Consider the following 12,991-nt stretch of genomic DNA (forward strand, 5'->3'; position numbering starts at 1 on the left):
ACCCCTTTCTATTATTCCTTATTTCTGAGTAAGCGCTTTCCTAAACTAGTATAAAAAGACTCTATTTTTATTTTTCAAACATATGATAGTTTTTAAAAACATGATTCTCTCGAATTAACGCACTGGTAATGGAGATAAGCTAACTCTTTGTCCAGTTTGATAGGATTCCCGTGCTGCAAGAGCGATTTTTAGAGCTTTTACACCGTCATCTACTGTAACACGTGGTGTTCCTTTCTCAGACACCACTCGGAAAAAGTCTGAGAGTTCCAAATTGTAAGCATCTGTAAAACGGGTTGGGAAATCTGGTACTATATCATGTGTGCTTCCCGCTTTCGTTAAAATCTGAATATCATGCTCTCTTAGATTTCCAATAAAAATGGAGCCTTCTGTACCAATGACCTCTGCCCGAATATCATAGCCATAATAAGCGTTACGACTGGCCTCGGCGTCTCCAGCTGCACCTGAAGCAAATTCTATATACGTAAGAGATTGATCTACATCCCCGTATTTTTCCATGAACGGATACTTTAAAACACGGCCATGAGCGCTAACTGAGGTTACTTCAGACTCCATTAAGTAACGGGCAATATCAAAATCATGGATGGACACATCAACAAACATCCCGCCACTATGCTCGATAAACGCTTCGTGTGGTGCATGAGGATCACGAGAAATACCGCGGAAGTATATCGGATCACCGATATCACCAGCTTCTATTCGTTTTTTCGCTGCATCGTACGCAGGGTCAAATCGACGCATAAAACCAACCTGACAGATTGTATGATTCTTTTCGATTATCCCTTTAATTTCATTGGCTTCATTTAAATCAATCGTCAGTGGCTTTTCAACAAAAATGGCTTTACCTGATTCTGACGCTTTTTTCAATAAATCAAAATGAGTGCTTGTTGGTGAAGCAATAATTACTGCCTGAATCGTATCATCTTGAAAAATCTCATCGGGATTAGTCGTATAAGTCGGCACTTCTAATTCTTTTGCGACCCGCTCGGCCGTCTCAATGTTCATATCGCATACCGCCACCAGCTCTGCGTTGCGAATTCTTGTTGCTACATTTACTGCATGCCAATATCCAAGTCTTCCAAGTCCAAATACAGCCGTGCGAATTTTTGTTGTCATTATTTTTGTTCTCCTTTTTCACTCATATCCATCATTACAGAATGGTTATGCAATGACTGGTAACTTTTCTCAAGATAACCGGCCATCTGAAGCGAATGGTTCGTGTTGTAATCAGGCTGTTTTCCTTCTAGAATACAATCATGAAAATGCTCAACCTGATTTAAATATTGATCATCTTTAAACTTCTCAAATAAAATCACATTGTCATTGTCATCCTTTACAGTGATTTTCCCATGTTGATCATCTGATACATCTGGCCGAAAAGCGGAATCAACAATAATTGAACCCTTAGGACCAATAATTTCATACCGATTTATAAACGGAAGTTCCATTGAGGCCGATACCTCAGCTATTCGGTTTTGATTATCAACTAATACGCAAGTAGACGTTGTATCAACTCCATGATCTGGACTCATTTTCCCGCTCATTGAAACACGGGTAGGGATAAAGCCAATAATTTGTGTTACCGCATGCAAACCATAACACCCGACATCACGCATGGCACCTCCACCTAATTCTCGATTTAAACGGATATCCCCTACCTCATCAAGCATCCAGGAAAAGTGGGCTTTCACATGTCGGTATTCGCCAATTATCCCCGATTCAAGCAGTTCCTTCACGCGTTTATGTTGACAATGAAATTGATACATAAATGCTTCCATAAAGACTACATGATTATCATCCGCTGCTTTTTTTATAGCTTCCATTTCTTGTGCTGTTAACGCAGCCGGCTTTTCAAGAAGTACATGTTTCCCTTTTTCCATGGCCTTTACTGCCCATTTGGCATGAAGCGAGTTTGGAAGCGGAATGTAAACGGCATCAATAGCTGAGTCGTCTAATAACTCTTCATAACTTTCATAAATGACAGGTGTATGAAAGCGTTCAGCTTTCCTCTTGCTCCTCGATGCAACTGCAGCAACTACTGTACGATCTGAACGACGTAAAGCTGGAACTACTTCATCATAGGCTATATTTGCCGCACTCATGACTCCCCAATGTATCTTAGTCATAAACTCCCACCTTTAGCTTTCTATTTATTGTAAGTAAAGTTTTTAAGTAAGCGCTTTCCCTAATTATAGCTCATCATTTTTATTTTTCAACAAATTTTTCTTACTTATTTAAATTTTCCCATTTTTAATGAATTTGATATTTTGTTCATTAATATTTAGGTAGACAGTTATAGGTTAATCACGTCTCGTGTAGCTGTGGAGACTTCAACCCACAAAAAAAGGATAGGAAAAACAATCATCCCCTAACCTTCCAACTACTTATTTGACACTCCCCGCAGTAAGCCCTTGCAGAAAATACTTCTGAACAAATAAGAACACGATGATTAATGGTGCACTGGCCATAAAGGATAACGCCATTAGAGCATTCCATTCCGTAGTAAATTCTCCAATGAGCATCCCGATTCCGATCGTAAGCGGTCTGACGGAAATCGAGTTGGTTAGTACGACCGCAAACAAAAATTCATTCCAGGCGAGAATAAATGTATAAACGCCTGTCGCAATTAACCCTGGTAAACTTGGTGGTAAAATAATATAGAAAAAAGTTTTCAGCGGACCACATCCATCGATTTTGGCCGCTTCATCTAATTCTTTGGGAATCGTACTAATAAAATCCCTCATCATCATAATTGAAAAAGGTAAGGCAAAAGACGTATAGGCTAGAATTAAAGCATAGTAGGTGTTATACAGCCCTACATTCGTAATAAATAAAAAGTAAGGAATGACGAGAAGCACCATGGGAAACATCTGCGTGATTAAAATGTAGATTAAAGCGGTTTTTTTTCCTTTAAATTGAAACCGTGAAAACCCATACCCAGCCATGGCTGCAGCGATTATACAAATGAAAGTAACGGACAAAGCAATAATATAACTATTGACAAACAATTGGATTAAATCTTTGTTTTTAAACACCGTACTAAATGCATCCAGCGTAAAGGTAGGAGGTAATAGCTTCAGCGGGTTTGAGAATACAGTTGGATTCGTTCGGAATGCTATACTAATCATCCAAAAAATTGGAATCATCACGATACTCCCAAGAACGAGCAAGGATAAATAAACCGTATATTTATGTTTCTTATTCATGTTTTATTCCCCCTCCTTACTAATCGATGATTTAATATAAAATAACGAAATGATCAACATAACAAATAGCATGAATAATGACGTAGCTGATGCATAGCCAAAATCTAACGTTCTAAACGCACTTTGATAAATATAGGTGGATAAAATTTCGGTACTATCCATCGGTCCCCCACCCGTCATGAGGAAGACCAAATCAAAGGCTCTGAAATTCCAAATGAACTCTAAGACGACTAATGTCATGATAATATTTTTTAATTGTGGAATCGTAATATAAACTAATTTTGTGAAAAAACCAGCTCCGTCAATTTCGGCTGCTTCATACAAATCATGGGAAATGGTTTGTAAACCGGCTAGTAGCATTAACATCATAAAAGGAAAACCACGCCAAATATTTGCGATGATGACACCCATCAAGGCGGTTTTTTCATTTCCTAACCATGCCATTTGAGATAGTTCCATAAATCCGAGTCCGCCTAAAATTTTATTGACGAGACCGAATGGATTGAGCATTAACATAAAGATAGCGGCAATGACCGTCGTAGACGTTAACCACGGAAACATCAACAACGCCCGAAACACCGCTCTAAACTTCGTATTAATCGGTTGGTTCAGTAATAATGCAAAGGTTAGCCCTATCACTAACCCCATCACGACACTAACAATGGTAAATATCAATGTGTTTTTTAGCGCATTCCAAAATAGTGGATCGACAATAAAGTCCATATAATTCGTCAGACCTGAAAATACGGGATTCGACTTGTCTGTATAATCATAAAAACTCATGAGAATTACTTGATATAAAGGATAGGCAGTTAGTAGAAGTAGTAAAATTAGTGCTGGTAAAATAAAGGAAATCTTCTTAAAGTATTCGGTTAATTGATTCGCAACATTTTTATTATCCATGTTCCTCCCCCAGGCTTAACAAAGAGGAAGGGTCAGACCTCACTTACTGCCCATCATGACATGGTAAACTGTATGTAGAATGTGGGGTCTGACCTTTTCTAACAACCTCTTTGTATCAATTTATTCATCTCTTATTCGTTTTCTTCAAATGCTTTATTCCAATAATTTGCTGCGTCATCTAGTGCCTCTTGTGCCGATTTTTTACCATTGATAAAGTTTTGAATTTCAACCGTAAAGCGTTTTCTTAAATCAACAGCGTTTGGTAAGTAATGATCAATAACTTCCACACGATCAAATGTTTCAAATTCGTTTACAAACACGCTTAAATACGGATCTTTCTTGAAGAAATCATTATTCATCGTTTCTTTGTTATATGGGAAGAAGTTGGTCGCTTGATCCCATAGTAATTGCCCTTCTTCGCTGCCCATAAATTCAATAAATTCCCAAGATGCTTCTTTATTTTTTCCTTTCGCACTAAGGGATAATACCGAACCTTGGGCAATCGTTCCAGTTTGTTCGCCTTTCGGTAATGGAGCGACGCCAAAATCCAAATCTGGATTCAATTTCTTTTGGATTGCTACTCCCCAAGGACCTTCAAACATAAAGGCTACATTTCCAGCTGAGAAATTAGCTCGTTTCTCTTTTTCACCTGCACTAAGTTCGCCAGGCGTTGTGACTTTTTCTGTTTTGATTAAATCTTTTAAGTAATTTAACGCTTTTACACCTTCTGGTGAATTGAATACCGCTCTATTATTCTCAAGAATTTTGCCTCCAGCTTGCAAAATAAACGGAAATACTTCATAACTAATAACAGTTGGTGGTTCTGCAGCAAGATTCCCAGTTAGTGCATATTGGTTTTTACTCTTATCCGTTAGTTTAATCGATGCCTCTAAAAACTCATCCCATGTTTCAGGTACATCTACACCGGCATCTTTTAGCAGTTTTTTATTGTAAAACAACGCCATATTCCCGTTCGTAATCGGCATGCCATACAAATGCCCTTTATAAGGCTGCATCATCGGGCCTTCAATCGCGTTTTGATAGTCTTCTGGAAGTTGAGCTACATAGTCATCAATCGGATCAATAATGCCTGCTTCGGCAAATTCCGTTAACCAAGCTCCTGATGTTGTAATGATATCTGGGGGAGTGCCTGCTAAATCTAAAGATAAAATTTTATCATGTTCTTGAGCAAATGGTAGATCATCGATAATCAATTCAATATCTGGATTTTCCGCTTCGAATGCTGCTTTCACTTTATTAATTTTATCTGGTCCTTGTTCATTGACCCAATGTTGTAACCAATGAATTTGTACTTTTCCGTTCTTTCCTGGTGTGTTGTTTTGATTTACGTCATTATTTACCTTATTCCCAGTGGATGGTGGACCACAAGCTGTCAGCAAAAGAATGAGTACACTTATTAATGCGATCATCTTACAATTCCTCATGTTTATTCCCCTTTTCTACAATAAATTTTCTAACGTCACGACATTTGGTAACGCTTCCAAATTGATTAATGGCAATAAATAGTCATGGAATGATTGGGTTGCCTTATGCTGTTTCCCATCCCAAAAGTTAGCGGGTAGACTCCTCTCCTTTCCTGAAATTTCAGATAAATCAACACAAACGAATTGGTACATATAGGGGTAATTCTCTGTCCTTTCAATGCCAATCATTTTCCCAGTTTCTCCCCTTAAACCAGCCTTAATCGCCTCCCTTCCTGTTGCTTCTGCTTCAAGTACATCTTGTTTTGACACAAATTCCATGGAACTTCTATATAAACTGTTTGGGATAGTAATCCTGGTTTTTATGTTCATCTGGATTTGAATTTCCTGTGCTAATCGATAACTGATGCCACCATTATAGTTTTTCCGCGGATTGTGAATCGTGATATCAGAGTTTAGCTCATTTATTTTCATATGGTCTGACACCATTAAAAGAATATTTGAACTGCCTTTTAACGATCGCTCAATATCTCCTAATAGTTCACTGATCGATACTTCTTGCTCTGGTAAATAAGCTAATTGCGGGAAGTCGTTTCTTGCCGATTTTCTACAAGTACTTGCTGCCATAAGCCAACCAACATTTCCACCCATAACTTCCATGATTTCGATTTGCGGCTGAGAGGAAATCGATCTCATATCCGCTTCTAAATAGCGGATCGTTTTTGTTAAAAAATGAACAGCACTGAGATAACCCGGCGTATGATCCGTTCCGCATACATCATTATCAATTGTTTTAGGAATGAAAATACACTTAATATCTAGCTTTCGCGCTTTACAAACTTCGTGAATCTGATGAAGCGAAACAGCTGAGCCGTTCCCACCGATATAACAAAAGATTTCAATCGAAAGTTCGATTAATTGATCAACGATTCTTTCATAATCAAATTCCGTCAACGCATAGCGTGAAGAACCGATGATCGCACCAGGCTGTTCTTTTGCTCTTTTAATAAGTGCTACTTTATCTGTTAATTCGATGATCCGATTATGTAAGAGTCCTTCCATTCCATTAACAGAGGCAAGTACTTTTGTAATCTTCTTTTCGGATAATGCTTGTACTACTACACCGTATAATGACGCGTTAATGACTGGGGTTGGCCCACCTGATTGTGCAACGAGAATATTCATTTGCCACCTGCCTATTCTTGTTCTTTCGCAATGATAACTTTCATCCTCGATTTCAATTTTTCTAAATCCTCATGGTGAATTCGGTCATCGATAACAATCGTATGTGTTGGGTCAAAATCAGAAATTTGAAATGAACTAATCGAGCCAATTTTCGAAGAATCAACTAACCAGAACACCTCTTTTGCTGACTTAAGCAGCTGTTTCTTCACATCTGCTTCCAAAATATCATTACAAGTAAATCCATGTGAAAAGGAAAGTCCAGTTGAAGCGATAAAGAGTTTATCAACATACACGCTTGAAATTAGCTGTTCCATCATCGAACTTACCATCGTTGTTGCCTTTGATCGAAAAACGCCACCTAAAACAATTTTTGTGATTTTTTCATAATGTTCAAGTTCCTCTGCAATATTCATCGCCGTAATAAAAACAGTCGCAGATAGTTGTGGCGATAGACATTTTGCTAACTGAAATATGGTCGACCCAGCATCCATCATGATACTTTCATTATTCTGTATAAGAGTGGCTGCCTTTTTAGCAATCATTCCTTTCTCATGTGACTGTTTCCCGCTTTGTTCGATAAAACGGTTGTTTAAGTATTTCGTAGAGGCATTCTCTCTTCCTTCATTAGAGGATGTTGAGTCCTGCCACACTGCACCCGCTCTTATTTTTTTTACATTTCCTGTGTTTTTTTCTAAAAACTCCACATCCCTTCTTGCTGTGACAGATGAAATGGTAAAGAGATCAACAATATCATGAATACTAACCATCTTATTTTTTTCAATAAACTGGAGTAACAACTCATGCCTTTTGCTAGTAATCACATCATCTCACACTTTCTTAATTTTTAGAATTATTAGTTTATTTAGTGTTTTTTATTATAAGTTACAAAAGCGAAAGCGTAAAGAGTAATTTCGTTATTTTTTTGATGTAAAAGTTTCTTTTACTGATCGTATTTTTACGAAATGAGCCAACCACCCCAAAACGAAGTGCAATTTTTAGGGAAATTTGAAAATTTCTATACCCAGACGTATCAGATAAATCTGCCATTTCATACTTTACGAGCCGCATTTCAAATTTGCGCACCGGAATCGATACTTTAAGCGAGATTTGAGATTTGCGCGCCAAAGCCACTATTTCTACACAAAAAAACTCCCCGCTGCTGTTAAGTGCAGTGGAGAGTTTTTTACGTTTACCCTATTTCACTTCTACGATAAAGTCCGCCCAAGTGTTAATTCTTAGGTGAAAATTCAGTTTTGGATCTTCTTCAATTCTTACTTGGATATAATAATATCCGGGTTCATCTAGTTTAATTTCGTTTGAAAATTGTAAGTTTTTCATAGGTATCTGTTCAGTTTTGACAAGTTCAAAATTGTGATTGCTATATTTACCAATATGAACAGAAAATCCGGTAAACTGTGGTGAATTTTCTTTTATCGCACCTGCTAATGTAAATGCTTTTCCTTTTTCTATTTGCAAAAAACCGTTAGCCGGTTTATCGATTTGAAGATAGCGGTCATTTTCAATGTTTACAGGTACATTCCCTTCTGGTTTCCAAATCACTTCAAATGGTTTGTTCCCCATTGAAACAGCTGTAAGCATGATTGGATTCATGCCAGGCTTAACGGTTGCTCTAAATTCAATCCGATGATAGATTCGATTATCAATTTTTAAATCTTTGTCAACGATTTTTCCAGTATATCCAAGCCAGCCACCAAACCCGCTACTTAACAAGTATTGAGGCGTATAGAGATCCTTTTGATAAAGCAAAGTGAATGTTACCTCTGGATTTTCAGTATGTATTTGCGGCTTTAGAATCTCAATCATTTTCTCACTCCATTGCCACTTTAGGATGCCTTTTTCATAGCCAACATTGATTCCTAAGTTAGGCATGGCGCTTACAGGTAAATACACTCTACCTTTATGAATAAAAGGTGCTGGTATTTTAATATCAGAATTAAACGAACCATCGGGGGCATACAAATAAGGCTTGCCAACTTTGAAACCAATCTTTCTATTAAGATATTCTTCTTTTAACTGTATATCGGCAGATTGCGTTTTCCCATCCCATTGAACGGAACCTATCTGTAAGTCGCGAACTAATTTGATCGGTACATAGGTTCGCTCATTTCGAAGCAGGTAAGGATCAACTGAAATTGTTTTCCCGTCAAACACTGCTGTTGAAGCATTTTTCTTCATTTTCAATTCATGTTTCACTAAATACATCTTCGCCACATCGGAATGGTTTACGGATTGAGCTCGCACCATTGGAGCAGTTGCTAGTGCAATAAACACTAGAATTAGTAGAGTAATAAATGGCTTTCTTATCATTATGAATCTCCTCCTCTTATTTAATAGCTGTTTTCTATAAAATAAGAATATTTTTTATAGAACTTTTATTAAAGTGATTTCCCCATATGACCTCAGTTAATTGGACATACTACTTTTACTATTTAAAAATTACAAATTTTAGCATACCATAAATAATGTTTCACTTATTTCTTTAATCGTTAAACCATGTGGCTTTCGGCTTAATAATTCAAATACGCGAAGAACCCGCTCTGCAGATTTAACGGACATATGTGCACCCCCTACAAATCATAAGTGTGATATTGAATCTTATATGTGATTTAATGCATTAATTGCATCGTGATTATTCTGATATTTCAAACAATAACTTGAAATAGACTAACGATTCAAAGCCGTTAGCCATCTCTCTCCATCAACGTAACTCGTTTAGTTAATAACAAAAACAGTTATTGATTGATCTTTTAGTTTTCTAGAAATTCTATTAAATGGACAACATCCTGCTTCGTAATGTAGGCCTGGTGTCTTCTAACAATAGTTAGATTCAAACTAATTAAAAATTTAAGTCATGAGCTTTCTTTAGACGCTTTACTGATTTGGATAGGTTTCTTTCAAAAACCGTACAGATTGATTAATTAACGCTTTTAATACATCAGCATCAATATCTGCTACTTTATTTATGTACACACACGCTTTCCCTGTAGTATGTTTACCAAAGTCCTTTAACAATTCCTCTCGTTTCGTGTCACCCGTTGCAAAATACAAACTGATTTTAGCTTTTCGAGGTGAAAAGCCGACTAGTGGTGCATCGCCTTCGTGACCGGATGCATATGTATAATGATATGAACCAAATCCAATAATACTCGGTCCCCACATCTTCGCTTGATAACCTGTCGTTTCTGTAAAAATATCTAATAATTTAAATGCGTCTTCACGTTTTTTAGGACTTTCGACATTTTCAATAAACTCAATAACATTACTGTCAGTTTCTTTTGTTTTTAGTTCGTACATCGTTAGAATCTCTCCTTTTCTTTAGTATACTGTTTAGTGGGCTATACTAAATCTTCAATAGTAAATTTTATGTGAATTTAGCTCTACACTTGCGAACAAGTCTATTTTATTTGTTTTACTAATCATTAAGAGTGACAGGAATTTTAACCAAGACATAATCTCCAGTCCACATCTGCGTCGTGGCAATCAAATGTTCTCCTTGTTTTTCAAAGAAAAGTCCGCTACCGTCCTTTTGCTTGAACATCCAGCTATTTTGACTTAGCATTTCCTTGATATTGTCGTCAGCTATGCTTTGATCACTATATGTGATATACCACTCATATCCATTTTCTCTTGATAATTTAACGATTGCTTCATTTGAATCATTTAGCTTTTCAATCGCTTCTTTTTTGCTAACATTTTCAATTGGAAGTGGAGGAAAGAAAAGTTTGTTGTTAAATACGAAAACGACAATAAATAGAACTGATACAACTAACACTATCATTTTCTTCATTGAATCGCCCCTTATGATTCTTCTTTCAATTCTATATTAAATATTCCAGTTGTATTAAAGCAGCCTAAGTTTTCTACAAGCTGTCCGGTTTTGTACTCTCCTACCTGCAAGTCTCCGCTTTGGAATAGACTTGCGATATGTGTAATATACTGGTTCATCGATTCGATATCCTGCTCTACTGTATCCAGGTTTTTCGTTTGCTGAAGGTCAAATTCTAGGAGCCGTTCGATCGTTCGGCCTTTTTCCTTTTTGGCTTCTTCTGCTGATTCCAGAAAGGACTGGTCCTGTAGATGCGGTAGACTGACGATATCTGACACACTTTCCATCACACGATTTGCTTCATCGGTCAGTTCCATCGTAACGCTTTTCGTCTGATTCAAACCATTGTTAAGCTCATGTTCCAAAAAGCTCTGACGAATGAACCCATTGTTCGATGGTTTGAGTCCCGTTAATGAACTTTTGATTGTATTCAAGGTTTGTTCGTATTCGACAAGAAAGTTTTCATAAAACAATAAAAACGGCTTATAACATTCCTCGTTTAATCCACGGATGGCATTCCCGCCTGCTCCTTTAAGCGAATTCTCAAGTGCAATGAGATTTGTAACAGCCTCCTTGATTTGGTTCATCTGCTCTTTTTGGGTACCTATTTTATCAAGGATCTCATCAATGCCAGAATGCAGCGAACCTACTTCTAATACTTTCATTATAAAGGACATCCTCCACCTGTCGTATATTTTATACTTTTATTATATCGATAGGTAAAATTTGGTCATATATGACATTAGTAGGAATTACATATATGCATTCAGGCTATTCGTCGGATTTTTTTATAAGATCCCGTTAAAATTCTCATTTTCAGATTACAGAAGCTACTCATTTAAAAATAAAATTCATTTTATGTACAACATAGGTAAACAACCACTCATTCCCCCAAAATACACATATATTATTAAATAAAGGGGGTTAAAATGATGGATAGAATGATCCTAGTGTTTTTAGCAAGTCTTTTAGCTGGGTTTTCACTGATAAAAGTGTCCTTAGCCGGAACATTTTTATCAAGTTTGGAACCATTCACTACAATCATCGGCGTTTTAGCAGTTATCGTGTTTTCATTGGCTTTAATATATCAAGGAGTAAAGACCTTATTTAACAAATAGTTATGTAAGCGCATTCAATCGATTAAATCATAAGGATCAGACCTCGCACTCTAAATCAGTATGTTATCTCATCCTGTATTTAGTTTTGCGGGATCTGATCCTTTGTGAGTGGCGACATTTCACGTCAAATCTATGTAACAAACTATCTCGGTTGCTCTAAAATACACGGTAAACGATTCTAGGTACATCTTTACCATGATCAATTACATCTCTAATTGCTCGTTTAATCCACTGTTTAGCCAGATCATCAGTACCTCTTGCTTTATCATGAAAGTCTTCAATAAGGCCTTTTGAGAACACACAAAGAACTTTTGTTTTACTATTAACTTGAAGTCCAACCCTTTGGTTTCTAGAGGAAACAATATACATAAGGACTCCAGCATTATTCAAAAGGTAATGATTGTTAGATACATCACATTCCATTATAGCTCTAGTTACCCCATTAACGAACTCTTTTTCCCCACTTTGGACATACGTTTGACTTCCCATAGTAAACAAACCACCTTGTTAAAATATTCATACTATATATATTTCGTATAGGAGACTCAACTTCCTCTATTTCAACAGAAAAATCACACAAATTTTACAAGAGAAATAAGATGTAGACTGGTCCTGCTTTCTAGAAAATCCTTATTCTAAAGATTATTTTATGTACCATGAGAATATAGTAAGATGAAAAGTGCTACGAACACTTCTCCATGCATCCTCTATGTCGAATTGATAAGCTGTCAAATGGAATCAAAAGGAGCAGAAGCTTCATCAGCGGTTCTCTCTACAAAAAACTCGTACTCTCCTAAGTCATAATAGAGATAATACCCAGAATCAACTTCATTGATGCCTTCATCATTTGGTTCCCCTAAATACTCAACAATCTCTCCTTGAGAAAGACTGATTGGGAGGTAGTATGAGTCAACTTGAATGTCTGGATTCTCCTCGTAATCATACCCAACTCCAAACCTACAATTACACTCCCTAATAATGTTAGCTAATTCAGCGAACGGTCAGCCCCCTCACTTCATCCATTTACATACACATCGGCCTACTGTTTCAACGCTAAAATGAGAAATCAATTTGTTTGGAATCATATGATACTCGATTTTTTTCTGTTACTCCTTGTTTTACAATCATACTCAGCCATTTTCTTCATTCGGCACTAATAACTGTGTTCTTCTTTATGGAACTATCGATGCGTTCCCTAATAGTCCGTTTAAGAAACCCATATTCCCCCTCCTAAACTTGTGAATCGACTTGTCCATTTTTTGATATTAAAAA

Annotated in this window: 14 protein-coding genes; 1 reads left to right on the top strand and 13 read right to left on the bottom strand. The window is 36.8% G+C overall.

Translation table 11 applies throughout. From position 1 onward, the window contains the following. Positions 1-114: 114 nt before the first annotated feature. From iolG to AC625_RS16935, 12 genes are all read right to left on the bottom strand, one after another. Positions 115-1,134: an inositol 2-dehydrogenase gene (iolG, locus tag AC625_RS16880; protein ID WP_049682345.1), complete on the bottom strand. Its 1,020-nt coding sequence runs from the start codon at positions 1,132-1,134 to the stop codon at positions 115-117. After that, positions 1,134-2,144, bottom strand: coding sequence for a Gfo/Idh/MocA family protein (locus tag AC625_RS16885; RefSeq protein WP_049682346.1), 1,011 nt, complete (start codon positions 2,142-2,144; stop codon positions 1,134-1,136). The genes iolG and AC625_RS16885 overlap by 1 nt, the downstream gene beginning before the upstream one ends. Before the next feature lie 258 nt (positions 2,145-2,402). Continuing rightward, positions 2,403-3,224: a carbohydrate ABC transporter permease gene (locus tag AC625_RS16890; RefSeq protein ID WP_049682347.1), complete on the bottom strand. Its 822-nt coding sequence runs from the start codon at positions 3,222-3,224 to the stop codon at positions 2,403-2,405. A gap of 3 nt (positions 3,225-3,227) precedes the next feature. Further along, positions 3,228-4,127: a carbohydrate ABC transporter permease gene (locus AC625_RS16895; protein WP_049682348.1), complete on the bottom strand. Its 900-nt coding sequence runs from the start codon at positions 4,125-4,127 to the stop codon at positions 3,228-3,230. Between the two features lie 131 nt (positions 4,128-4,258). After that, positions 4,259-5,572, bottom strand: coding sequence for an ABC transporter substrate-binding protein (locus AC625_RS16900; RefSeq protein ID WP_082191146.1), 1,314 nt, complete (start codon positions 5,570-5,572; stop codon positions 4,259-4,261). A gap of 15 nt (positions 5,573-5,587) precedes the next feature. Next, a complete protein-coding gene (locus AC625_RS16905) occupies positions 5,588-6,754 on the bottom strand; it encodes a diphosphate--fructose-6-phosphate 1-phosphotransferase (protein WP_049682350.1) in 1,167 nt (388 codons plus the stop codon). Positions 6,755-6,765: 11 nt separating this feature from the next. Continuing rightward, complete coding sequence (locus AC625_RS16910; protein WP_180320114.1) at positions 6,766-7,575, bottom strand: DeoR/GlpR family DNA-binding transcription regulator; 810 nt, start codon at positions 7,573-7,575, stop codon at positions 6,766-6,768. A gap of 373 nt (positions 7,576-7,948) precedes the next feature. Beyond that, on the bottom strand, positions 7,949-9,082 hold the full coding sequence (locus AC625_RS16920) for a stalk domain-containing protein (RefSeq protein WP_049682353.1): 1,134 nt from the start codon (positions 9,080-9,082) through the stop codon (positions 7,949-7,951). Between the two features lie 138 nt (positions 9,083-9,220). Then, positions 9,221-9,331 (bottom strand): helix-turn-helix domain-containing protein, encoded by a 111-nt coding sequence (locus tag AC625_RS26905; protein WP_425415456.1) that lies wholly within the window; start codon positions 9,329-9,331, stop codon positions 9,221-9,223. A gap of 315 nt (positions 9,332-9,646) precedes the next feature. Beyond that, the gene (locus AC625_RS16925; RefSeq protein WP_049682354.1) at positions 9,647-10,069 is read right to left on the bottom strand and encodes a DUF1801 domain-containing protein; all 423 of its coding nucleotides are present in this window, start codon (positions 10,067-10,069) and stop codon (positions 9,647-9,649) included. A gap of 118 nt (positions 10,070-10,187) precedes the next feature. Further along, on the bottom strand, positions 10,188-10,562 hold the full coding sequence (locus AC625_RS16930) for a hypothetical protein (RefSeq protein WP_049682355.1): 375 nt from the start codon (positions 10,560-10,562) through the stop codon (positions 10,188-10,190). An 11-nt stretch (positions 10,563-10,573) separates the two neighbouring features. Next, entirely contained in the window at positions 10,574-11,266 is a 693-nt protein-coding gene (locus AC625_RS16935) for an LXG domain-containing protein (protein ID WP_049682356.1), read from the bottom strand. Positions 11,267-11,533: 267 nt separating this feature from the next. On the opposite strand from AC625_RS16935, the gene AC625_RS16940 reads away from it, so the two are divergent. Then, positions 11,534-11,719 carry a hypothetical protein gene (locus AC625_RS16940; RefSeq protein ID WP_049682357.1) on the top strand — a complete coding sequence of 62 codons (186 nt, stop codon included), beginning with the start codon at positions 11,534-11,536 and terminating at the stop codon, positions 11,717-11,719. Positions 11,720-11,875: 156 nt separating this feature from the next. Here the strand turns inward: AC625_RS16940 and AC625_RS16945 are convergent, their stop codons facing one another. Beyond that, the gene (locus AC625_RS16945; RefSeq protein WP_049682358.1) at positions 11,876-12,208 is read right to left on the bottom strand and encodes a hypothetical protein; all 333 of its coding nucleotides are present in this window, start codon (positions 12,206-12,208) and stop codon (positions 11,876-11,878) included. Positions 12,209-12,991 lie beyond the last annotated feature (783 nt).

This window comes from Peribacillus loiseleuriae (genome assembly GCF_001183985.1).
Classification (GTDB): domain Bacteria; phylum Bacillota; class Bacilli; order Bacillales; family DSM-1321; genus Peribacillus; species Peribacillus loiseleuriae.